This window comes from Methylobacterium sp. (genome assembly GCF_028290105.1).
GTDB lineage: Bacteria > Pseudomonadota > Alphaproteobacteria > Rhizobiales > Beijerinckiaceae > Methylobacterium.
Genome location: NZ_JAQGKL010000065.1, coordinates 1 through 21,754 on the forward strand (window position 1 = coordinate 1; position 21,754 = coordinate 21,754).

General features: G+C 69.2%; 21 protein-coding genes and 1 pseudogene. 15 read left to right on the forward strand and 7 right to left on the reverse strand.

Features of this window, described 5'->3' with window-relative positions:
• Both JWQ05_RS04830 and JWQ05_RS04835 read right to left on the reverse strand, forming a co-directional pair.
• A partial coding sequence (locus JWQ05_RS04830) for an asparaginase (RefSeq protein WP_299655345.1) occupies window positions 1-909 on the reverse strand: 909 nt, incomplete at its 3' end.
• A 187-nt stretch (window positions 910-1,096) separates the two neighbouring features.
• Window positions 1,097-1,459, reverse strand: a complete 363-nt coding sequence (locus JWQ05_RS04835) for a hypothetical protein (protein WP_299655348.1) — start codon at window positions 1,457-1,459, stop codon at window positions 1,097-1,099.
• Window positions 1,460-1,558: 99 nt separating this feature from the next.
• Between JWQ05_RS04835 and JWQ05_RS04840 the strand changes: the two genes are divergently transcribed.
• Window positions 1,559-2,491 (forward strand): LysR family transcriptional regulator, encoded by a 933-nt coding sequence (locus JWQ05_RS04840; protein WP_299655351.1) that lies wholly within the window; start codon window positions 1,559-1,561, stop codon window positions 2,489-2,491.
• 203 nt (window positions 2,492-2,694) lie between these two features.
• Window positions 2,695-2,997 (forward strand): hypothetical protein, encoded by a 303-nt coding sequence (locus JWQ05_RS04845; RefSeq protein ID WP_299655354.1) that lies wholly within the window; start codon window positions 2,695-2,697, stop codon window positions 2,995-2,997.
• 114 nt (window positions 2,998-3,111) lie between these two features.
• Here the strand turns inward: JWQ05_RS04845 and JWQ05_RS04850 are convergent, their stop codons facing one another.
• The 5 genes from JWQ05_RS04850 to JWQ05_RS04870 all read right to left on the reverse strand — a co-directional run bounded on the left by JWQ05_RS04850 (window position 3,112) and on the right by JWQ05_RS04870 (window position 9,463).
• Complete coding sequence (locus tag JWQ05_RS04850; protein WP_299655357.1) at window positions 3,112-5,325, reverse strand: TonB-dependent siderophore receptor; 2,214 nt, start codon at window positions 5,323-5,325, stop codon at window positions 3,112-3,114.
• Between the two features lie 389 nt (window positions 5,326-5,714).
• Entirely contained in the window at window positions 5,715-6,539 is an 825-nt protein-coding gene (gene panB / locus JWQ05_RS04855; RefSeq protein WP_299655359.1) for a 3-methyl-2-oxobutanoate hydroxymethyltransferase, read from the reverse strand.
• 378 nt (window positions 6,540-6,917) lie between these two features.
• A complete protein-coding gene (locus tag JWQ05_RS04860; protein ID WP_299655362.1) occupies window positions 6,918-7,535 on the reverse strand; it encodes a rhodanese-like domain-containing protein in 618 nt (205 codons plus the stop codon).
• A 16-nt stretch (window positions 7,536-7,551) separates the two neighbouring features.
• The gene (locus tag JWQ05_RS04865) at window positions 7,552-8,319 is read right to left on the reverse strand and encodes a quinoprotein dehydrogenase-associated SoxYZ-like carrier (RefSeq protein ID WP_299655402.1); all 768 of its coding nucleotides are present in this window, start codon (window positions 8,317-8,319) and stop codon (window positions 7,552-7,554) included.
• Window positions 8,320-8,500: 181 nt separating this feature from the next.
• The gene (locus JWQ05_RS04870; protein ID WP_299655365.1) at window positions 8,501-9,463 is read right to left on the reverse strand and encodes a quinoprotein relay system zinc metallohydrolase 2; all 963 of its coding nucleotides are present in this window, start codon (window positions 9,461-9,463) and stop codon (window positions 8,501-8,503) included.
• 135 nt (window positions 9,464-9,598) lie between these two features.
• On the opposite strand from JWQ05_RS04870, the gene JWQ05_RS04875 reads away from it, so the two are divergent.
• The 13 genes and pseudogenes from JWQ05_RS04875 to ftsZ form a co-directional block, all read left to right on the forward strand.
• Window positions 9,599-10,195, forward strand: coding sequence for a TetR/AcrR family transcriptional regulator (locus JWQ05_RS04875; protein WP_299655368.1), 597 nt, complete (start codon window positions 9,599-9,601; stop codon window positions 10,193-10,195).
• Window positions 10,196-10,238: 43 nt separating this feature from the next.
• Window positions 10,239-11,222: a GTP-binding protein gene (locus JWQ05_RS04880; RefSeq protein WP_299655371.1), complete on the forward strand. Its 984-nt coding sequence runs from the start codon at window positions 10,239-10,241 to the stop codon at window positions 11,220-11,222.
• A 107-nt stretch (window positions 11,223-11,329) separates the two neighbouring features.
• A pseudogene (locus JWQ05_RS04885) lies at window positions 11,330-11,563 on the forward strand (hypothetical protein).
• Window positions 11,564-11,718: 155 nt separating this feature from the next.
• Complete coding sequence (locus tag JWQ05_RS04890; RefSeq protein WP_299655374.1) at window positions 11,719-12,885, forward strand: putative peptidoglycan glycosyltransferase FtsW; 1,167 nt, start codon at window positions 11,719-11,721, stop codon at window positions 12,883-12,885.
• The gene (murG, locus tag JWQ05_RS04895) at window positions 12,882-13,991 is read left to right on the forward strand and encodes an undecaprenyldiphospho-muramoylpentapeptide beta-N-acetylglucosaminyltransferase (protein WP_299655377.1); all 1,110 of its coding nucleotides are present in this window, start codon (window positions 12,882-12,884) and stop codon (window positions 13,989-13,991) included. The genes JWQ05_RS04890 and murG overlap by 4 nt, the downstream gene beginning before the upstream one ends.
• 60 nt (window positions 13,992-14,051) lie before the next feature.
• Window positions 14,052-15,467 carry a UDP-N-acetylmuramate--L-alanine ligase gene (gene murC / locus JWQ05_RS04900; RefSeq protein ID WP_299655380.1) on the forward strand — a complete coding sequence of 472 codons (1,416 nt, stop codon included), beginning with the start codon at window positions 14,052-14,054 and terminating at the stop codon, window positions 15,465-15,467.
• Window positions 15,468-15,653: 186 nt separating this feature from the next.
• Window positions 15,654-16,592, forward strand: a complete 939-nt coding sequence (gene murB / locus JWQ05_RS04905; RefSeq protein ID WP_299655383.1) for a UDP-N-acetylmuramate dehydrogenase — start codon at window positions 15,654-15,656, stop codon at window positions 16,590-16,592.
• Between the two features lie 71 nt (window positions 16,593-16,663).
• Window positions 16,664-16,855, forward strand: a complete 192-nt coding sequence (locus tag JWQ05_RS04910; protein WP_299655386.1) for an AbrB family transcriptional regulator — start codon at window positions 16,664-16,666, stop codon at window positions 16,853-16,855.
• Window positions 16,856-16,880: 25 nt separating this feature from the next.
• On the forward strand, window positions 16,881-17,198 hold the full coding sequence (locus JWQ05_RS04915; protein WP_299655389.1) for a type II toxin-antitoxin system PemK/MazF family toxin: 318 nt from the start codon (window positions 16,881-16,883) through the stop codon (window positions 17,196-17,198).
• 75 nt (window positions 17,199-17,273) lie between these two features.
• Window positions 17,274-18,197, forward strand: coding sequence for a D-alanine--D-alanine ligase (locus JWQ05_RS04920; protein ID WP_299655392.1), 924 nt, complete (start codon window positions 17,274-17,276; stop codon window positions 18,195-18,197).
• The gene (locus JWQ05_RS04925) at window positions 18,164-19,135 is read left to right on the forward strand and encodes a cell division protein FtsQ/DivIB (RefSeq protein ID WP_299655395.1); all 972 of its coding nucleotides are present in this window, start codon (window positions 18,164-18,166) and stop codon (window positions 19,133-19,135) included. Before JWQ05_RS04920 ends, JWQ05_RS04925 begins: the two co-directional genes overlap by 34 nt.
• Window positions 19,136-19,201: 66 nt before the next feature.
• Complete coding sequence (gene ftsA, locus JWQ05_RS04930) at window positions 19,202-20,524, forward strand: cell division protein FtsA (RefSeq protein WP_299655397.1); 1,323 nt, start codon at window positions 19,202-19,204, stop codon at window positions 20,522-20,524.
• Between the two features lie 127 nt (window positions 20,525-20,651).
• Window positions 20,652-21,754: cell division protein FtsZ (gene ftsZ, locus JWQ05_RS04935; RefSeq protein ID WP_299655399.1), on the forward strand; the 1,103-nt coding region annotated here is incomplete at its 3' end.

Consider the following 21,754-nt stretch of genomic DNA (forward strand, 5'->3'; position numbering starts at 1 on the left):
GTCCTTCAGGGTGTCGACGAGGTAGCCGGCGACCGAGCCGTTGCCGGTGCCCGCATGGATGATCGCCTTGGCGCCGCCCGACACGGCGGTGGTGTAAGGCTCCGGGTGCATGTTGCCCGAGCCGTACACGATGGCGACCTCCGGCAGGCTGTCGATGGCGTCGATGTCGAATTCGGAGGCTGTGCCGTGGCGCTTGACCGGCGCGCGGAACCAGTAGGTCTTGCCCTCGACCACCATGCCGAGCGGCCCCCACTGGCTGAAGAAGGCCGAGGGCTTGATGTTGACGCGCTTCGTCGCGTCGCGCCCGGCCTGGATCTCGTCGTTCATGGTGAGGAGCACGCCCTTGGCGCGCGCATCCTTGGCGCCCGCCACCACTACGGCATCGAGGAGGTTCAGCGCACCGTCGGCCGAGATCGCCGTCGAGGGGCGCATCGAGGCCACCATCACGATGGGCTTGTCGGTCTTCACCACGAGGTCGAGGAAATAGGCCGTCTCCTCCACCGTGTCGGTGCCGTGGGTGATGACCACGCCGTCGACGTCGTCGCGCTTGACGAGCGCGGAGACCTGCTTGGCGAGCTGGATCAATTGCGCGTTGGTGAAGCTCTCGGAGGCGATCTGGAAGGCCTGCTCGCCGCGGACCTCCGCCACCCCCGCGATCGCCGGCACGGCGGCGATGAGCTTGTCCACCGGCACCTTGGCGGCCTGGTAGGTGGCGCTGTTGGCCGCATCCGCGCCCGCGCCCGCGATGGTGCCGCCGGTCGCCACGATGACGACGCGCGGCTTGGCCGGGGCGACCGGCGCGGTCGCCGTCTCGCCGGGCCTGGCCGGGGCCGGTCCTTCCAGCGCGATCGCCGGAAGTGCGGTGCCGGCCATTAGGGCCATCAGGGCGATCGGCAGGGTAGCGCGCATGGTCGAGTCTCGGGTCGTTTCGGGAGGGGCATTGTGGCCCGAGCGGCCGGTCAGGCACAGCCGAAAAACACGCCGGCCCGCGCTCAATCCCGAAGCACGCGCGACAGATCGCCCGCTCCGTCATGGGCCTCCCGGCCAAGCGAGCCGGGAGGCGTTGGGTCGTGGGGCGCCTTCACGGCGCGTCGCCTCAGTTCAGGGCCGCGGCCTCGCGCGTCACCGCCGCCTTGGCGCGGGAGACGGAGACGGTGTCGCCGGTGCGGGCGATCTCCACCGACTGGGCCTCGGCGCCGAGTTCGCGCGGGGTCGAGAGCGTGACGCTCTGGCCATTGGTGAGCACCGTCTCGAAGCGGATCGCCCCGGCGGTCTCGGTGCGGGCGAGGGTCACCACGACCCGATAGCCCTTGGGCTCGGCGGTGTAGTAGGCGACGCCCGCGATGTCGCCGAGGCTGACGCTGCCGCCGTCGCGGGGCTTGATCGTCTCGGCCCGGGCGGCGCCCGCGAAGGTGGCGAGGACGATGGCGGTGGCGATGAGGGTGGTGCGAACGGTCATGATCGTGAATCTCTGCTCTGGGGCGACGGGCCCGATGCCCTTGCTTGTGAGGCGAATATGCTGTGCGGTGCAGCATGGATCAAACAGAACGAATCGATAATGACTATTGACCATGTCGATCTCGCGCGGGTCGACCTGAACCTGCTCGTGGCCCTCGACGCCCTGCTCGCCGAGCGCAGCGTCACCCGGGCGGCCGCCCATATCGGCATCGGTCAGTCGGCGATGAGCAGCAGCCTCGCCCGCCTGCGCGCCCTGTTCTCCGACGAGCTTCTGACCCGCGCACCCGAGGGCATGCGCCCGACGCCACGGGCCCTCGCGCTCGCCGGGCCGGTCCGGACCCTGCTGCGGCAGGTGCAGGCGCTGGTGCGGCGCGATGCCGAGTTCGATCCGCGCACGGTGACGCGCACCTTCACCATCGGCCTGCCGGACAGCGCCGAGGTGCTGATCGTCCCGCGTCTGCTGGCCCATCTGCGGGCGGAGGCGCCGGGCATCAGCCTGCTCCTGCGCTCCATCGACCGCATCCGCATCCTGCAGGAACTCGACGCCGACCGGGTCGACCTCGGCATCGGCCTCTTCTCGGAGGGGCAGACCCACCACAAGCAGCGCCTGCTCTACCGCGACCGCTATGTCTGCATGTTCAACCCCGACCTCGTCGGCCTGACGCCGCCGATCTCGCTCGACGATTACCTGCGCTTCCCCCACGTGCTCACCAGCCTGAAGGAAACCGCGCACGGGGTGGTGGACGACGCCCTGGCCAAGCTCGGCCGCAGCCGGACGCTGGCGGTGACGACGCCGCGCTTCCTGGCGGTGCCGTTCCTGGTGCGAAGCGCCCCCGTGCTGACCACGATGCACGCGCGGCTCGCCACCTACTTTGCCGGGACGCTCGGCCTCACCGTGAGCCCGGCCCCGGTGGAACTCGAGGACGTGGCGATCTCGATGCTGTGGCATGCTTCCTACGACGACGACCCCGCCCACCGCTGGCTGCGCCGGACGCTCCTCGCGCTCGTGGAAGAGCCTGCCGGTACGATCTGACGCCCGCATGCGGACACGCAGGCAGGCGAGCGAGATAATCCTGTGCGATCTTCAACCCTGCGTGAGGGAACGCACAGGCGAGGCGCGATCGAAGGCGAAAGTCCTTACCGTTCATCAACCGTTCGGTGATTCTCTCCCACGGTGACGCTTCTGATTTGCCAGAGTCTTTCAACGTCTTTCTTCGGGATCAAGGGAACGGAGCTATGAAGAATTCGCTGGTCGCGGCCCTCGTCGCCGCCTCGGTCGCCGTCGTGGCGACCCCAAGCGCCCAGGCGCGCGACGGCATCGGCCCGGGTGGCGCTGCCGCCCTCGGCGTGCTCGGCGGCCTCGCCATCGGCGGCGCCATCGCCTCGTCGCAGAACGACGGCGGCTACTATCCCGGCCGCCCGGTCTACCGCGCCCCGCGCCCGGTCTATGTCGAGGAAGAGGTCTGCCACATGGAGCGTCGCGGCTACGTCGACGCCTATGGCTACGAGCACGTCCGCCGCGTCCGCGTCTGCGAATAAGGCGGCTTCGGCGGGGCACCCCCGAGGTGCTCCGCTCGCTCCACGAAACAGGAAGGGCCCCGCTGGTGAGGCGGGGCCCTTCTTGCTTTCAGGCGGGACGAGGCCCCGCCCGTCTCACCACTTGTAGCCGAGGCTGGCGATGATCCGGCGTTGCGTGCCGTAGAAGCAGGCGTTGGCCGAGGAGCAGGACGCGACGAAGCGGCGGTCACCGGCATTCTGCACGTTCACCGCCGCGCGCCAGCCGTCCCGCTCGTAATGCACCGCCGCATCGAAGGTGACGTATTCGGGCACCGTCAGGGTGTTGGCGACATCCGCATAGGAACGGCCGACATAATTCACGCCGCCGCCGAAGCCGAAGCCCCGGAAGTCGCCGGTGGGGATCGTGTAATCGGCCCACAGCGAGGCGAAGGTTTCGGGGATGCCCACCGGCGTCTTGCCGAGATCGAGGGTGGTGCCCTCGATCGTGCGCAGGCCGTAGAGCGTGTAGGACGCCACCACGTTCAGGCCCTCGGCGAGGGTCGCGACCGCGGAGGCCTCGAAGCCGCGCGAACGCACCGCGCCGATCTGCAGGTTGTTGAAGATGGAATTCGGGTCCGGCGTCAGGACGTTGGAGCGCACGAGATCGAAGGCCGCCACGGTGAACAGGGTGTTCCAGCCGACCGGCTGGAACTTGGCGCCGATCTCGACCTGCTCGCCGCGATCGGATTTGAACGGCCGGTTGCTGGAGTCCGCACCCGCGGTCGGATTGAACGAGGTGCCGTAGGTCACGTAGGGCGCCAACCCGTTGTCGAAGTTGTAGATCAGCCCGAGCCGGCCCGTGAACGCGCTCTCGTTCTGGCTCGTGGAGAGCGACGCATCGAGCTTGTTCTGCAGGTCGTTGGTCACGAAGTCCTGGCGGCCGCCGATCAGGAAGGTGAGGCGCTCGGTCAGCGCCACCTGATCCTGCGCATAGAGGCCGACCTGCTGCAGTTGCTGGTTCAGCACCCGGTAGGAGGCCGGCGTCGAGCTGAACTGCCCGTAGCGGGGCGACAGGATGTTGAGGGAGGGGACCGGCACGTCCGGCGGGAACGGCGTCGAGGCTTGGTTGTCCGACAGGCTGTAGCGCTTGTAATCGACGCCCATCAGCAGCTTATGGCCGAAGTACCCGTCGTTGAACCGCGCTTCGGCCTGATTGTCGACGGCGAACAGGCCGGCATGCGGCGTGGTCAGGAAGCCGTAGCGGGCGAGTTCCGTCTCGGCGGCATTGGCGTAGCCGTTGCCGACGTAGCGTGAATCCCGCACCTCCGTGAACGAATACCGGAAGTTCTGTCGCACCGTCCAGACATCGTCGAAATGATGCTCGAACTCGTAGCCGAGATTAGCTTGGTTGCGGGTGTAGCGGTCCACCAGCGGGTCGCTGGCGTTCAGGCTGCGCGAAATGCGCAGGCCCGACGCGTTCGGCCGGACCGTTCCCGAATAGGGCAGGAACTGGCCCGCGCCGCCGGTCTCGTCGCGCTGGAAGCTGGTCAGCACCGTGAAGGTCGTGGCCCCGTCCGGCTTGTAGGTGAAGCTCGGGGCGATGTAGTAGCGGTCCTCCGGCGCGAACTGCACCTGCGCGTCGCTGTTCTGCAGCCGCCCGGTGAGGCGATAGAACCAGTGGCCCTCGGCATCGGCCGGGCCGCCGAGGTCGAAGGCGGCATAGCGCTGGTTGAAGGAGCCGCCGCCGAGCTCGAGGTAGCGCAGGGGCTCCGCCGTCGGGCGCTTCGAGACGATGTTGACGAGGCCGCCCACCGGGCTGCCGCCGAACAGGGTGGCGGCGGGCCCGCGCAGCACCTCGATGCGCTCGGCGCCGAACGGATCGATGCGAAAATTGGCGAACGCGGTCTGGAAGAGCTGGAGCCCGTCCCGGAACAGACCCGTGTCGGTGGCCGAGAAACCGCGGATCAGGAACCAGTCCAGGCGCGTGTCGGGGCCGAACTGGTTGGCGTAGACGCCCGGCGTGTAGCGCAGCGCCTCCGCCACCGTCTGCGAGCGCTGGGCCTCGATCTGCTGCGCGCCGATCACGCTGATCGATTGCGGCGTGCGGATGATCGGCGTGTCGGTCTTCGTCGCGGTGGCGCTGCGCGTCGCGACGTAGCCGTCGACGGGGCCCCGCGCGGTCTCCGGCGCCCGCGTGCCGGGCGCGGCCACGGCACCATTGCCGTTGCGCCGCGCGGTGCCCTCGACGCTCAGCGTCTCCAGGGTCACCGCGCTCTGCTGCGCCCGCCCCGGTGCCGTGAGCGCGGCCAGCGAGAGCCCTGCCAGGGCCCAGCGGGCGAGGGACGTCCGAGACACCCGAGATGCGGACATGATGGGAGATCCTTGCGAGGACGCAGCACGACGGGCTCGCCGAAGGGGCGAGGGGCGGCGCGAGGCGCAGTTTGGAATGACTGTAAACTATTGTAATATAATGCTTTTCTGAGTCCGGGCTACCGCCAGTCTCAGGGCTTGGCAAGGGTGGCTGCTGTCACGCAGGGCCGTCGTTGCCGCGAAAGCACAGTCATGGGAGGCAAGGATCCAGGCCGTCCGTCAGGCTTGTGCGCCCGTGCGATGCCGGTCCGCAGCGAGGGATTTCGGCGTAGGCGCGCTCGCACGCCGCCATCGTCGCCACCGGCGCGGCAACGCCCGGGCCATGCCGGCACTGGGCATGAACGTCCGGCACCCCGCTTGATCGAAGCGTGCGATCGCGCGGGTGTGGCTCAGAGCGGCTGGTAGGTGTGCTCGTCGGCCGGGAAAGCGCCGGAGCGGACCTCCTCGGCATAGTCCTTCACGGCGGCCTCGATCTGGCCCCGCAGGGTGCCGAAGCGTTTCACGAATTTCGGCACGCGGTCGCTCAGGCCGAGCATGTCCTCGAGGACGAGGATCTGTCCGTCGCAGGCCATGGTGGCGCCGATCCCGATGGTCGGCGCGGTGATGTCGGGGCAGGTGGCGATGGCCCGGGCCACCGGCTCGACGATGCCCTCCATGACGATGGCGAAGGCACCCGCGTCGTTGATGGCGCGGGCATCCGCCATCAGGCGGCGTTCCCCGTCGGCCTCGCGGCCCTGCACCTTGAAGCCCCCCATGGTGTTCACCGACTGGGGGGTGAGGCCGATATGGCCCATCACCGGCACGCCGCGCTCCACCAGGAAGGCCACGGTCTCGGCAAAGCGCGCGCCCCCCTCCATCTTGATCGCCCCGGCCCCCGTCTCCTTGAGCACGCGGGCGGCGTTGAGGAAGGCCTGCTGCGGGCTCGCCTCGTAGGAGCCGAAGGGCATGTCCACCACGATGAGCGCCCGCGATGTCCCGCGCATCACGGCCTGCGCCTGGACGATCATCATCTCCAGGGTGACCGGCAGGGTCGATTCCATGCCGTGCATCAGCATGCCGAGGGAATCGCCCACGAGGATGAAGTCGCAATGGGGGTCGAGAATGCCGGCGGTATGGGCGTGGTAGGCGGTCAGCGCGATGATCTTCGCGCCAGCGGCCTTGCGCTTGGCCAGATCGATCGCGCGGATACGGCGGGACTGCACGGCTTGCGACATCGAACTCCACCCGGCCGGCGCGGTCGGCGGGAACGCGCCGGACCGTCTGCTGGTGGGGTCTCTATACACCAATGCCGCGGGGACCGCGCGGGCCCGCATGACGGTCCCGAGCCATTGTCGCCCCCTGCGCGGCGATTGCTGACGGCAAGTTGTGCGAAGTGATCACGTGCACAAGCGCAGATCCGTACGGCAAAAACATTTGCCTTCGCAAGATCGCCCACAGGCCGCGATAGAAGCGATGGCGTCGCTTCTTCGTGCTCTCTGGTGGGCGTTCCCTCCCTAGACTTCGGGGCGCCTATCGCTGCCTTTATTCTGCCACAACTGGCCGGGAGTCAACAGCGCCCGGATCGTGCGTCGGGAGCCGTCCAGGCGAAGGGCTCAGCGCTGAGCTTCGCCGCCGGTCCGCCCTGCGCTCCAGGCCGCATCCTCGGGGATCACCGTGGTGGGGTGGCGCTCCTGCCAGCCCTCGATGCCGTCGGGGAACCAGTGCACGCGGGTGTAGCCCTGGAGCACCAGCCGTTTGGCGGCGTTCCAGCTGCCCCAGCACTCGGGGTGGCAGAAAGCCACGATGGTCCGCTGCTTGTCGCCGCCGGTCAGCTCCGCGACGCGCTTGTGGAACAGGGCCTCGCGGGCGGCATCGAGGGGAGCGGCCCCCGCATTGGCCATCCAGACCGCCCCCGGAACCGAGCGGTGGGCGGGCAGCCAGGGCCGGTCGGCGGGAAAACCCGCCGGGCGCCGGTCGGCCATGGAGACGTCGAGGAGAACCGGCTTGTCCCGCGCCAGCAGGGCATCGAGGCCGTCGACATCGATCACGGTGGCGCCCGACAGGGTTGCGGGGGTGTAGCCCCGCTGCGGCCCGGTCCAGATCCCGTCGGGTTCGGGCACGTTGACGGGCGAATCCGCCGGGCTCTGCATGGCGGGGTTCGCTGCCGCACCAGCGGTTGCCACCCCGAGGACGAGGGCGGCGCAGGCGGCGATCCGGGCGAGGCGCTGCATCGGACGCGTGATCCGCTCAGTTGGTGGCGCTCGGGGCGGTGAAGCTGTGCTCCCAGCGGCCGTTCTGGTTGTCCGAGGCCGTGACCTTGATCGGGCCCCGCCCGCCGGGCTGGAGCGCGAAGTTGATGACGGGGTTCGAGGCGATCGAGATGTCGCCGTCGAGGGTCAGGACGGTCTGGTCTCCGCGGGTGACCGCCACCTTGTTGATGTAGCGGGCGGGCGTGTATTCGCGGGTGACCTGGTTCATCTGCATGCCGCTGAAGTTCGGGTGGCGGATCATCAGCGTCGCCTCGACGGGGCCACCGGCTTGGCTCTCGGCGAACTTCATCTTCATGTCGCCCACGCCCTTCATCGCCTCCTCGTCGCTCATGCCCATGGGTGCCGAGCAGCCGCCGGAGGCCTTCACGAACTTCGTCGTCTCGAAGAGTTGGCCGTCCTTGGTTTCCACCACCGCGTGGATGTTGGTGTAGTTGTTCACCCGCACCCGCAGCTTGATCTCGCCGGCATCCGCACCGGGCCCGAAGGCGATGTGCGCGGCGTAGGGCGACGGGTTGTCGTCGATGATGAGGTGGACGCCCGCGATCCGATCCTTCTCCGGCATGGTGAGGGTGATCGGCACCAGGGAGGCATCGAGGGCGCGCACCGGCGCATCGACCTTCACGAGGCTGTCCGTCGTGGCGATCGGGCGGGTGCCGAAGATCGACGTCTGGATCTCCTTCCAGCGGGCGAGACGCTCGGATTCGTCGTCCGAGGCCCCGGCGGCATGAACCGCGCCCGCCGTCATCACGGCCCCGGCGGTCGCCAGCGGCAGGGTGAGCGTCAGCGCCGCCAGGATGGAGCGGATGAGGACGGGTTTGGCGAGCGATGCGGTCACGGCGTTTCTCCTGGCTGATGTTTTGTTGGACTGATTGTCGTTGTTGTCGCGAAGTCTAGCACATCCTCCGGCGCCGGTCGGGGCCGGCCCGTCATTCCCACTCCAGTTCCTTGAAAGCCTGGGTCACGTTGCGGCCGTGATAGGTGTCGAACAGGGCCCACCGGTCCCGCTCGGCGCGGCCCACCGTCTGCACGGCCTTCTCGATGGGCGTGTCGGCCGCGATGGCCGTGCGGGTCTCGTCGCGCAGGGTCGTGAGATAGCGGGTGAGGTCGTCGAGGGCCGGCACGAGGTCGACCAGGGTCGGCCCGTGACCCGGCACCGCCTTGGCCGCGCCCATGGCCTTCAGCTTCTCCGCCTCCATGAGCCAGCCGTTGAGGCTGCCGTCGAGCGACGGGATGCGGGTGACGAACAGGAGGTCGGCGGGAAACAGGATGCCGCTGGCGGAGTCCCGCATCGAGAGGTCGCAGGTCGTGTGCGCCGCGCCGTGGGCGGTGAAACGCAGGATCCGTCCGCCGAGATCGACCTCCGCTTCGGTCCCGACCTCCAGGGTGGGATAGACCACGCGGCCGGCCTTCTCGGGCCCCAGGATCTCGGCCAGGCGGGCGCGATAGTATTCGCCGCGCGCATCGAGGGCGGGCCGCAGCGCGCTGTGGCCCACATAGACCGGCTTGTCCTCGGCGAACGCCGCCGCGCCGAAGCAATGGTCTGGGTGGACATGGGTGAGCACCACGTGGCTGACCGGCTTGTCCGTGCGCCTGGCGATCTCGGCGCGCAGCCAGGCGCCGTCCGCGAGGCTGCCTCCGGATTCGGTGACGAGGACCGAGCGGTCGCCGACGATGAAGCCGATATTGGCGATGGCGTCGTTGTTCTCGGCGGTCGCCTCGGCGTCGGGGCCGCGCCGGATGAAGATACCCGGGCCCACCTCGGCGAGGTCGAAGCCTTCCGCCGAGCGCCCGAGCGTCGGCAGGCAGCACAGGCACAAGCCCCCGAACAGGGCGCCGCGTCGCGTCGCGCCGGACCACCGCGTTCCGGCTCGAGCCGCATCAGCCCGCATGAGTGTCCTCCGGTCTTCTTTCTACCAAGTAGTAGGTAGATTTTGGGCGCCGTCAACGCCATAAGTCGGTCTGTCCGGGGCCGTGCGATCACGGTCCCGCGTGGACGAGGCGCTGGTCGGAGACGATTCCGGACGATGAGGGACACCCGCACCGAACTCCTGCTGCAGGCCGAGATCCTGGTGCGCCGGGGGGGCTACGCGGGCTTCAGCTATGCCGATCTCGCCGAGGCGGTGCAGATCCGCAAGGCGAGCATCCATCACCATTTCCGGACCAAGGCCGACCTCGCCCACGCCCTCGTGGCGGCCTACGATGCCCGCTACGACGCGGCGCTCGCCGGGATCCTGGCGGGCGAGCCGGATGCGATTTCGCGGATCGCGGCCTACGGACGGCTCTATCTCGGTGGGGTCGAGGCGGGGCTCGGATGCCTCTGCGCCGTCCTGGCGATCGAGGGCGAGGCGCTACCCGAATCATTACGCGCCGACATCGCCCGGTTCTTCGAAAAGCACATCGCCTGGCTGGAGGCGGTGCTGGCGGACGGGATCGCCTCCGGGTGCGTGCGGCCGTCCGTGAAGCCGGCGGCCAGCGCCCGCATGGTGGTGGCGACCCTGGAGGGTGCGCTCCTGATGGAGCGCCTGCTCGCGGGACCGATGGGCTTTCGCGGAACGCTCGATGCCCTCTGCGCGGGCCTGGCGCCCGCCGGGCTTTCATCGCGGGGCGATGACACAATATAACAGCGGGCAGCGACGCCCTCCGCGCCATCCTTGAAGAGCCCCCATGTCCGACAGCCCGAACCCGACCGCGAAGATCCCCGTCACCGTGCTCACCGGCTATCTCGGCGCGGGCAAGACCACGCTCCTCAACCGCATCCTCACCGAGAACCACGGCAAGCGCTACGCGGTGATCGTCAACGAGTTCGGCGAGATCGGCATCGACAACGACCTCATCATCGGCGCCGACGAAGAGGTGTTCGAGATGAACAACGGCTGCGTCTGCTGCACCGTGCGCGGCGACCTCATCCGGATCATGGACGGCCTGGTGAAGCGGCGCGGCAAGTTCGACGCGATCATCGTCGAGACCACGGGGCTCGCCGATCCCGCCCCCGTCGCCCAGACCTTCTTCATCGACGAAGATGTCGGGGCCGCCGCCCGCCTCGACGCCGTCGTGACGGTGGCCGACGCCAAGTGGCTCTCGGACCGCCTCAAGGATGCGCCCGAGGCCAAGAACCAGATCGCCTTCGCGGACGTGATCCTGCTCAACAAGGCCGACCTCGTCTCGCAGGACGATCTGGCCCGGGTCGAGGGCCTGATCCGTGGGATCAATCCCTACGCCAAGGTCCACCGCACCGAGCGCTGCGCCGTGCCCCTCGATGCGGTGCTGGAGCGCAACGCCTTCGATCTCGGGCGAATCCTCGACATCGAGCCCGACTTCCTGGAGGAAGGGCACCATCATCACCACGACGACGAGATGCAGTCCGTCTCTGCCAAGATCGACGGGCCCGTCGACCCCGAGAAGTTCATGCCGTGGATCTCGACCCTGACCCAGGTCCAGGGACCCGACATCCTGCGCTGCAAGGGCATCGTCGCCTTCCCGAACGAGCCGCAGCGCTTCGTCTTCCAGGGGGTCCACCAGATCCTCGACGGCGACCTGCAGGGCCCGTGGAAGGACGACGAGGCCCGTGTCTCCCGGGTGGTGTTCATCGGGCGCAAGCTCGATCCGGAGGCGATCCGCGCCGGGTTCGAGGATTGCAGGGCCGCGTGACGCGCAAAGTCGCCTCAGCGAGGCAAGGGCGAACCGAGCGAGACTAAGGGCGAACCGGGCGCACCTATCGGCGTTGTCCGGGCGCCCATCCCTTCCGGACAACGCCCATGCGCCTCGGTCTCGCATCGTCCGCCCTGCTTCTGTCCGTCGTCCTCCCGTTCTAGGGCGCCGGTCCGGCGCAGGCCGGGAATTCAGCCAAGGACTTCGTGTACGGGCAGGGGCGCTTCAACCGATCCTGCCCGCCCCCGCTGAAATTCGCGGCCGGGGCCTGCGTGCGGCGCTGCCCGGCCGGCTACCGGGATACCGGCCGCACCTGCCGCTTCAAGAACATGAATCGTTGAGGCCTCCGCCGGTCCGAGGCGACGACCCCGACGTGGTGAACGCAACACTTGGTTTACCATTCCGGCACAGGATCGAATCCGTGCCGGCGTGACGCTGCCGGCCGCGTTCGGCTGCTCATTTCGGGCGCCGCGAGGTTCCGGAGAGCGCTGATCCCATGATGTCCCGCGCGGAACGCACGCCCCTGACGGATTGGTGGTGGACCGTCGATCGCGGCCTGCTCGCCGGCCTCGGCGCGCTCATGGTGGCGGGCCTCGTCTTCCTCATGGGCGGCGGGCCCCCCGTCGCCGAGAAGATCGGCCTGCCGACCTTCCACTTCCTCAACCGGCAGGCGCTCTATCTCGCGCCGACGATCCTCATCATCGTCGCGGTGTCCTTCCTGTCCCTGCGCCACATCCGGCGGGTGGCCCTCTTCACCTGGATGGCGGGCGTCGCCCTGTGCATCCACGCCGGCAAGTTCGGGCCGGAAATCAAGGGCGCGCATCGCTGGATCCAGTTCGGCGCCATCGGCATCCAGCCCTCGGAATTCGTGAAGCCCGCCTTCGTGGTGGTGGCCGCCTGGGCCTTCTCGGAGGGCGCGCAGCGGCGCGACATGCCGGGCGGCCTCCTGGCCATGCTGCTTCTGCCGGTCACGATCGTTCCCCTGCTTCTCCAGCCGGATTTCGGTCAGACCATGCTCATCACCATCGTGTGGTGCTCGTTGTTCTTCGTGGCCGGCCTGCACTGGTTCTGGGTCGCGGGCCTCGGCGCCGGCGGTCTCATCGGCGTCGCGGCGGCCTATCGCTTCCTGCACCACGTGCGTGAGCGCATCGACCGCTTCCTCGACAGCGATTCCGGCGACAACTTCCAGGGTTTCTGGGCCCAGCAATCCTTCAATTCCGGCGGCTGGCTCGGAACCGGGCCCGGCGAGGGCGTCGCCAAGCGCCACCTGCCCGACGCGCATACCGACTTCATCTTCTCCGTCACCGGCGAGGAGTTCGGCACCCTGGTCTGCCTCGGCCTGGTCCTGCTGTTCGCCTACATCGTCATGCGTGGCCTGAAACTCGCGCGCCGCACCGACGACACCTTTTCGCGGCTGGCGATCACGGGTCTCACCACCCTGTTCGGGCTCCAGGCCTGCATCAACATGGCGGTGAACGTGCGTCTGATGCCCGCCAAGGGCATGACGCTGCCCTTCGTCTCCTACGGCGGCTCCTCGCTGATCTCCCTGGCCCTCGGCATGGGCTTCCTCGTGGCCTTGACCCGCAAGCGCCCCCGGACCACCACCCTCGCCCAGAAGCCGCCGGGGACCGCCCCGGCGACCATCGCCGGAGTGATGCGTTGACCGTCGCGACAGCCACGATCCTGCTCTGTGCCGGTGGCACGGGCGGGCACCTGTTTCCGGCCGAGAGCCTCGCCCACGTCCTGCGCGCGCGGGGCGTGCGGGTGGCGCTGGCCACCGATGCCCGCGTGGATTCCATCGCCACCGGCTTTCCGGCCTCCGAGATCGTCACCATCGCGTCGGCCACGCCCTCCGGCCGCTCCCTGATCAAGCGCGGCACCGCGCTCCTTACCCTCGGGCGCGGCTTCGGGGTCGCGGCCCGCGAGATCAAGCGCATCAATCCGGCGGCCATCGTGGGCTTCGGAGGCTACCCCACGGTGCCGCCGATGCTGGCCGGGCAGATCCTGCGCGTGCCCACCATCCTGCACGAGCAGAACGCCGTGATGGGCCGAGCCAACGCCTTCCTGGCGCGTGGCGCCCGGGCCATCGCCACGGGGTTCCGCGACGTGCGGGGCGTGCCGGTCAAGGCGCTCGCCCCGCGCACCCATACCGGCAACCCCCTGCGCCCGGCGGTGCTGGACGCCGCGAAGACCGCCTATCCCATCCTCGGGCCCGGCGACCCCCTTCACCTCCTCGTGTTCGGCGGCAGCCAGGGCGCCCGCGTCATGGGCGAGGTGGTGCCCACCGCGATCGCCAACCTGCCGGCGGACCTGCGCGCCCGCCTCCATCTCGTGCAGCAGGTGCGGGCCGAGGACCTGACGCAGGTCCAGAACCACTCTCTCGGCCTGGGGCTCGCCGGCTTCGAGGCCGCGCCCTTCTTCAAGGACCTGCCGGCGCGCATGGCCGCGGCGCATCTCGTCATCGGGCGCTCGGGCGCCTCGACGGTCTCGGAACTCGCCGCCATCGGCCGGCCCGCGATCCTGGTGCCGCTCCCCGGCGCCCTCGACCAGGACCAGGCCGCGAACGCCGCGACGCTCAGCGCCATCGGCGCCGCGCAGGCGATCGCTCAATCGGCCTTCACCGCGGATCGCCTCACGGCGGAGCTCGTCGACCTCTTCACCAATCCCGAAAAATTGACCGCGGCGGCGGCAAGCGCCAAAAGCGCCGGGATCCACGACGCCGCCGAGCGGCTCGCCGACATCGTGATCGCGACGGCCACGCGCGCCTGAATCTGTCCCGTTCGAGCCGGCCGTCCGGCTCCCGACGTCCCTGAGACTGGTCTTGATCCCATGAAGCTGCCCGACAAGCTCGGCCCCATCCACTTCATCGGCATCGGCGGCATCGGCATGTCCGGCATCGCCGAGGTGATGCACAACCTCGGCTATACGGTGCAGGGATCGGACGCCAACGACAACGCCAATGTCCGGCGCCTGTCCGAGAAGGGCATGCGCACCTTCATCGGGCACGAGGCCGGCAACGTCGAGGAGGCCGCTCTCGTGGTGGTCTCCACCGCGATCCGGCGCGACAATCCCGAGTTGGTCGCCGCCCGCGAGCGTCGTCTTCCCGTCGTGCGCCGAGCCGAGATGCTGGCCGAGCTGATGCGCTTCAAGTCCTGCGTCGCCATCGCGGGCACCCACGGCAAGACCACGACGACCTCCCTCGTCGCGACCCTGCTCGACGCGGGCAACATGGACCCCACCGTCATCAACGGCGGCATCATCAACGCCTACGGCACCAACGCCCGCATGGGCGAGGGCGAGTGGATGGTGGTGGAGGCCGACGAATCCGACGGGACCTTCCTGAAGCTGCCGGCGGATGTCGCCATCGTCACCAACATCGACCCGGAACACCTCGACCATTTCGGCTCGTTCGAGGCGGTCAAGGACGCCTTCCGGCGCTTCATCGACAACATCCCGTTCTACGGCTTTGCCGTGATGTGCATCGACCACCCGATCGTGCAGGACCTCGTCGGACACATCGAGGACCGCCGCATCATCACCTACGGCGAGAACCCGCAGGCCGACGTCCGCCTCATCGACGTCGATTTGCGCGGCGGCCAGAGCCGCTTCCGCGTCATGATCCGCGACCGGCGCCCCGGCTTCCGCCTGGAGATGGAGGACCTCGTCCTGCCGATGCCGGGCAAGCACAACGCGCTGAACGCCACCGCGGCGCTCGCCGTCGCGCACGAACTCGGCGTCGAGCCGGAGGCGATCCGCAAGGCGCTCGCCGGCTTCGGCGGCGTCAAGCGCCGCTTCACCAAGACCGGCACCTGGAACGGCGCCCTGATCTTCGACGATTACGGGCACCATCCGGTGGAGATCAAGGCGGTGTTGAAGGCCGCGCGCGCCTCCACCGAAGGCAATGTCATCGCCATCGTGCAGCCCCACCGCTACACCCGTCTCGCCTCACTGTTCGACGATTTCTGCACCTGCTTCAACGATGCCGACACGGTCATCGTCGCCCCCGTCTACGCGGCCGGCGAACCCCCCATCGAGGGCATGGACCGCGACGGCCTCGTCTCGGGACTGAAGTCGCGCGGCCACCGCGACGCCATCGCGCTCCAGCGCTCGGAGGACCTCGCCGGCATCGTCGCGGGCCGCGCGAAGCCCGGCGACTACGTCGTCTGCCTCGGCGCCGGCAACATCACGCAATGGGCCTACGCCCTGCCGGGTGAATTGGCGGCCCTGGACGGCGTGCCGGCGTGAGGTCCGCCTGCGCGTCGACTTCGCTTGGATGCATGTCTCCCGGAAGCATGTCTTCCGAGAGCGGGTTTTCGGCGTCGATGCCCTGCGCATTCGCAAGGGCGCGATAGACGATGATGTCATCCGCGCCGTTATCGGGGCCATGATCCCTCGGCCGTCCGTCGATTATTCCGAAAAGCACCAGCCGCAATGACCGTCTTCCCCGACATCACGCCCGCCATCCGGGACCGCGCACCGGGCCTGCGCGGACGGCTCATCGCCAACCAGCCCCTGTCGGACCTGACGTGGTTCCGCGTCGGCGGGCCCGCGCAGGTGCTGTTCACCCCGGCCGACCCGGAGGACCTCGGTGTCCTGCTGGCGGCCCTCGACCCGGAGACGCCCGTCACGGTGATCGGGCTGGGCTCCAACCTCATCGTGCGCGACGGCGGCGTGCCCGGTGTCGTGATCCGGCTCGGCGGCAAGGCCTTCGGCGCGGTGGAGATCGACGGCGAGACCCTGCGGGTCGGCACGGCCGTGCCGGACATGCGTCTGGCCAAGGCGGCGGCCGAGGCCGGGCTCGACGGGCTCGCGTTCTTTCGCGGCATTCCGGGCTCGATCGGGGGTGCGCTCCGCATGAACGCCGGTGCGCATGGGGGTGAGACCACCGACGTTCTGGTGGAGGCGCACGGCGTCGACCGGGGGGGCAATCCGCGCCGCTTCACGCATGCCGAGATGGGCTTTGCCTATCGCCACAGCAGCGCCCCCGACGACGTCATCTTCACGAGCGCCGTCTTCCGGGGCCGCCCCGGCGAGCGCGAAAGCATCGAGGCCGAGATGGAGCGGGTGACGGCGGCGCGCGAGGCCGCCCAGCCGATCCGCGAGCGCACCGGCGGCTCGACCTTCAAGAACCCGCCCGGCGCCAAGGCCTGGCAACTCGTGGACGCGGCCGGCTGCCGGGGCCTCGTGGTCGGCGGAGCCCAGGTCTCGGAGATGCACTGCAACTTCCTGATCAACCGCGACAACGCCACGGCCGCCGACATCGAGGGATTGGGCGAGGAGGTACGGCGGCGCGTGCACGAGACCAGCGGCGTCGAGTTGCACTGGGAGATCAAGCGCATCGGCCTCGACCGCTCCACCGTAAGTCGGTAAGATGTAAGGCGAGCGAGAGGGAACTTCTCATGCCCGGTGGTGCGGTTCGAACGGCTTATTCGAAGGTTTCGGTGAAGAGCCAGACGGTGCTGCCGTCCGAAGTCCGGGAACACCTCGACGTCGGCCCCGGAGATCGCGTGCGCTACGTCCTGTCTCCTGAGGGCGTCCGCATCGAGAAGGCACTACCGGAAGGAGACGACCCCTTCGTCACATTCACGGAATGGGCCGGCAGCGCCGACGAGGAAGATTATGCCAACCTCTGAGGCCGCCCCCTATCCGGCTGGCGCCGTGGTGGTGGTCCCGTTCCCATTCTCCGACCGCTCGGCCGAGAAGCGTCGGCCCGCCGTTGTGGTTTCCGGTCCGGCTGTGGCCCAGGTGGGCTTCGTTTGGATCGCGATGATTACCAGTGCCCGTAACGCGACCATGCCGGGTGATCTGCCGATTGCTGATCTCGCCACGGCCGGCCTCGATGCCAAGTCGGTCGTTCGTCCGGTCAAGCTCGCCTGCATCGAGCCCGGACGCATTCTGCGCCGGATCGGATCGCTCTCGGATCAGGCGGCAGACGCCGTGTTCGACGCAATTCGGGTCCGCATCGGCCCAGCCTGATGGTTCGGGCCTTCGAAGGCGTATCCTGCGAAGGCGTATCCTGCCGGCCATTAATTTCACCCATCGGAGTTCCCCATGTCCAAGCACGTCGCCGTCCTGATGGGTGGTTGGTCCTCCGAGCGGCAGGTCTCGCTGAATTCGGGCCAGGCCTGTGCCGATGCCCTGGAAGGGCAGGGCTTCCGGGTCACGCGGGTGGATGTCCAGCCGGACATCGCCACCGTGCTGACCGCCCTCAAGCCCGATGTGGCCTTCAACGCGCTGCACGGGCCGGCGGGCGAGGACGGCACGATCCAGGGCCTCTTGGAACTGCTGCGCATCCCCTACACCCACTCCGGCGTGCTGGCCTCCGCCCTCGCGATGCATAAGGAACGTGCCAAAGTGGTCATGCGGGCGGCCGGTGTGAGCGTTCCGGAGGGTCGCGTCGTTAACCGTCACGAGGCCGCGAAATCACATGTGCTGACGCCGCCCTACGTGCTCAAGCCCGTGGCCGAGGGCTCCTCCATGGGGGTCATCATCGTGCGCGACGGGCGCTCCCATCCGCCCCAGGAAGTGGGCCGGGAGGATTGGGGCTATGGTGATGAAATCCTTGCGGAAACCTACATCGCCGGACGTGAGCTGACCTGCGCCGTGATGGGGGACAAGGCCCTCGGCGTGATCGAGATCAAGCCGGCTTCCGGGGAGTGGTACGACTTCGACGCCAAGTACGCGGAAGGGGGGTCGATCCACGTCCTCCCGGCAGAAATTAAACCAAATCTTTACCAGCGTGTCCAAGAGTTGTCGTTAACGGCGCATCAAGCACTCGGGTGCCGGGGCATCAGCCGTGCGGACCTTCGCTACGACGACACACCGGGTGGAACCGGTGCCCTCGTCGTCCTGGAGGTCAACACGCAACCCGGCATGACGAAGACGAGCTTGGTCCCGGAGATCGCAGCCCACGCTGGCTTTAGTTTCGGTGAGCTCGTCCAATGGATGGTGGAGGACGCAACGTTGGGCCGGTAGGGGCCGAAGGCCCGCTCGGCGGTCCCGGCCTCCTGGGCCCGGCCGCCGGCACGGTCGCCTCCGTGCGGGCTGCGCTCGCCGCACGCCTGCGCCGCGTCACGCCGCCCGGCCGCCGTTCGCGGCTCGCCCTTCCGATCGAGCGGCGCGTGCCGCGCCACCTCGGCACGGCGGCCTTCTCGGTTTCCTTCGCGGCCCTCGCGATGTCAGCCTTCATCGGCAGCGGCGCCTATGACCGCTTCGTGGCCGAGCACGGACGCCCCCTCGACATCATGGCGCGGCTTGCCGGTTTCGGCGTCGAGCGCGTCACCATCTCGGGCATCGCCCGGCTCTACGAGCGCGAGGTGCTCCAGGCCGCCGGCATCGACGGGCATTCCTCCGTGGTGTTCCTCGACGTGGCGGAGGCCCGCGAGCGCCTGCTGGCGGTTCCGCTCATCGCCAGCGCCTCCGTGCGCAAGGTCTACCCGAACGAGATCGTCATCACCCAGGTGGAGCGCGAGCCCGCCGCCCTCTGGCAGCGCAACGGCGAGATCGCCGTGATCGCCGCCGACGGCACGGTGATCGACCAGATGCGCGACGACCGCTACGCCGCGCTCCCCCTCGTGGTCGGCGACGACGCCAACCTCAAGCTCAAGGACTACCTCGCGCTGATCGAGGCGGCGGGCACGCTCGCCGAGCGGGTCAAGGCCGGGACCTACGTCTCCGGCCGCCGCTGGACCCTGAAGCTTGACGGCGTCGATATCCGCCTGCCCGAGACCGGGGCCACCGAGGCCCTGGCCCGGCTGGTCAAGCTCGAGCGCGACAACCGGATCCTCGAGAAGGACATCATCGCGGTGGACCTGCGCATGCCCGACCGGGTGGTGGTGCGGCTCACCGAGGAGGCGGCCGCCGCCCGCGCCGAATCCCAGAAGAAGACGAAGCCCAAGGGGACCAACACATGAGCCGCACGATCCGTCCGGCGCATCGCGCTTGCCCGTCCCGCCTCACCCATTCCGCTCGGTAGCCCGATGCACGACCCGCACGGCCTCACCCCACGCCTGAAGCCTCTCTCGGCCCGGCGCAGCACCACCCTCTCGGTGCTCGACATCGGAACGAGCAAGATCGTCTGCCTCATCGCCGAGCTCCAGCCGGCCGAGGCGCTCACCACGCTGCGCGGCCGCACGCACTTCGCCCGCATCATCGGCATCGGCCATCAGCGCTCGCAGGGGCTCAAGGGTGGCGTCATCGTCGATCTCGAGGCCGCCGAGGCCGCGATCCGTCAGGCGGTCCACGCCGCCGAGCGGATGGCCAAGGTCGAGGTGCAGTCGGTCATCGTCAACATGTCCGGCGGCCGCATCGGCTCGCAGCATTTCGAGGCCCGCGTCGGCACCCGCACCGGGACCGTCACCGGCGCCGACGTCGAGCGGGTGCTGGAGACCGCCTCGGCCCACGGCGTCAGCCCCGGCCGGGCCGTGCTCCACGCGCTGCCCACCGGCTACGCCATCGACGGGCAGGGCGCGGTCATCGATCCTTCCGGCATGATGGGCGATGCGCTCGGCGTCGATCTGCATGTCGTCACCGGCGAGGCGGCCGCCGCCCGCAACCTGATGCTCGCCGTCGAGCACTGCCATCTCGGCGTCGAGGCGGTGATCGCCACCCCCTACGCCGCCGGCCTCTCGGCGCTCGTCGACGACGAGGCGGAGATGGGCGTCGCCGTGGTCGACATGGGCGGCGGCACCACCAGCGTCGGCGTGTTCTCCGGTGGCCATCTCGTCCACGTGGACGCGATCGCGGTGGGCGGCCACCACGTCACCATGGACATCGCCCGCGGGCTCTCCACCCGGGTCGCCGCCGCCGAGCGTCTGAAGACCCTCTACGGCTCGGCCATCGCCACGGCCTCCGACGAGCGCGACATGATCGCGGTCCACGGGGTCGGCGAGGACGAGGGCGATGCCCCCACCCACGTGCCGCGCTCGCAGCTCGTGCGGATCATCCGCCCCCGCGTCGAGGAGGTGGTGGAACTGGTGCGCGACCGCCTGCGCGCCGCCGGCTTCTCGGCCCAGGCCGGGCGCCGCGTGGTGCTCACCGGAGGCGCGAGCCAGCTCGTCGGCCTGCCCGAGGTGGCCCGCCGGGTCATGGAAGGCCAGGTCCGCATCGGGCGCCCGCTGGGCATCCGGGGCCTGCCGGAAGCCGCCAAGGGGCCCGCCTTCTCGGCGGCGGTGGGCCTCCTCGTCTACCCGCAGGTGGCGCATGCGGAGCATTTCGAGCCGCGGGGCCACGGTGCCTTCGCGGGTACGGGAACGGACGGCTACCTCTCGCGCGTCGGACGCTGGCTCCGCGAGAGTTTCTGAGGAACGACCGCCGTCGCGCCCCAAACCCCTGATCCAAGGGTGGGCGCGAACGGCCAGACGAAAAATCGGCGCTTCCCTCCATCGAGGCGTCAAATGAAACGTGAAAGGCACGAGAGGCTCGACACCCATGGCCATCAGTCTGCAGGCACCTGACATCCGGGAACTCAAGCCCCGCATCACCGTCTTCGGCGTCGGTGGAGCCGGCGGCAACGCCGTCAACAACATGATCGAATCGGGCCTGCTGGGCTGCGAGTTCGTGGTCGCCAACACCGACGCCCAGGCGCTCACCTCCTCGAAGGCCGAGCGCGTGATCCAGATGGGTCTCGGCGTGACGCAGGGGTTAGGGGCCGGCTCGCACCCCGAGGTCGGCTCGGCGGCCGCCGACGAGGTCATCGACGAGATCCGTGACCAGCTCTCCGGCGCCCACATGTGCTTCATCACCGCCGGCATGGGCGGCGGCACCGGCACCGGAGCCGCCCCCGTCATCGCCCGCGCCGCCCGCGACATGGGCATCCTGACCGTCGGCGTCGTCACGAAGCCCTTCCAGTTCGAGGGCGTGCGCCGGATGCGCACGGCGGAAGCCGGCATCCAGGAGCTCCAGGCCGCCGTCGACACCCTGATCGTGATCCCGAACCAGAACCTGTTCCGGGTCGCCAACGAGAAGACCACCTTCGCCGACGCCTTCGCGATGGCCGACCAGGTGCTCTACTCGGGCGTCGCCTGCATCACCGACCTGATGGTCAAGGAAGGCCTGATCAACCTCGACTTCGCCGACGTCCGCGCCATCATGCGCGGCATGGGCAAGGCCATGATGGGCACCGGCGAGGCCTCTGGCGAGAACCGCGCCAACCGCGCGGCGGAAGCGGCCATCGCCAACCCGCTCCTCGACGACGTCTCGATGAAGGGCGCCCGCGGCCTCCTCATCTCCATCACGGGCGGCAACGACCTCACCCTCTACGAGCTCGACGAGGCCGCCACCCGCATCCGTGAGGAAGTGGATTCGGACGCCAACATCATCCTCGGCGCCACCTTCGACGAGAGCCTCGACGGCATCATCCGCGTCTCGGTGGTCGCCACCGGTATCGAGCAGGCCATGCTCGCGCGAAACGCGGCGAGCGCCTCGGCCGCCCCGGCGGTTGACGCGCGCGGCACCGAGGCTCCGGCCAAGCGTCCGGAAATCCGCGATCACCTCGCGGGCGCGCACATGGTGTTCGTCACCGCCGGCATGGG

Bases quoted from the DNA above. Each gene is read 5' to 3' on its own strand.
- JWQ05_RS04835 (WP_299655348.1), bottom strand. From the start codon at position 1,459: ATGACCGTTCGCACCACCCTCATCGCCACCGCCATCGTCCTCGCCACC.
- JWQ05_RS04840 (WP_299655351.1), top strand. From the start codon at position 1,559: ATGACTATTGACCATGTCGATCTCGCGCGGGTCGACCTGAACCTGCTC.
- JWQ05_RS04845 (WP_299655354.1), top strand. From the start codon at position 2,695: ATGAAGAATTCGCTGGTCGCGGCCCTCGTCGCCGCCTCGGTCGCCGTC.
- JWQ05_RS04850 (WP_299655357.1), bottom strand. From the start codon at position 5,325: ATGTCCGCATCTCGGGTGTCTCGGACGTCCCTCGCCCGCTGGGCCCTG.
- panB (WP_299655359.1), bottom strand. From the start codon at position 6,539: ATGTCGCAAGCCGTGCAGTCCCGCCGTATCCGCGCGATCGATCTGGCC.
- JWQ05_RS04860 (WP_299655362.1), bottom strand. From the start codon at position 7,535: ATGCAGCGCCTCGCCCGGATCGCCGCCTGCGCCGCCCTCGTCCTCGGG.
- JWQ05_RS04865 (WP_299655402.1), bottom strand. From the start codon at position 8,319: ATGACGGCGGGCGCGGTTCATGCCGCCGGGGCCTCGGACGACGAATCC.
- JWQ05_RS04870 (WP_299655365.1), bottom strand. From the start codon at position 9,463: ATGCGGGCTGATGCGGCTCGAGCCGGAACGCGGTGGTCCGGCGCGACG.
- JWQ05_RS04875 (WP_299655368.1), top strand. From the start codon at position 9,599: ATGAGGGACACCCGCACCGAACTCCTGCTGCAGGCCGAGATCCTGGTG.
- JWQ05_RS04880 (WP_299655371.1), top strand. From the start codon at position 10,239: ATGTCCGACAGCCCGAACCCGACCGCGAAGATCCCCGTCACCGTGCTC.
- JWQ05_RS04890 (WP_299655374.1), top strand. From the start codon at position 11,719: ATGATGTCCCGCGCGGAACGCACGCCCCTGACGGATTGGTGGTGGACC.
- murC (WP_299655380.1), top strand. From the start codon at position 14,052: ATGAAGCTGCCCGACAAGCTCGGCCCCATCCACTTCATCGGCATCGGC.
- murB (WP_299655383.1), top strand. From the start codon at position 15,654: ATGACCGTCTTCCCCGACATCACGCCCGCCATCCGGGACCGCGCACCG.
- JWQ05_RS04920 (WP_299655392.1), top strand. From the start codon at position 17,274: ATGTCCAAGCACGTCGCCGTCCTGATGGGTGGTTGGTCCTCCGAGCGG.
- JWQ05_RS04925 (WP_299655395.1), top strand. From the start codon at position 18,164: ATGGATGGTGGAGGACGCAACGTTGGGCCGGTAGGGGCCGAAGGCCCG.
- ftsA (WP_299655397.1), top strand. From the start codon at position 19,202: ATGCACGACCCGCACGGCCTCACCCCACGCCTGAAGCCTCTCTCGGCC.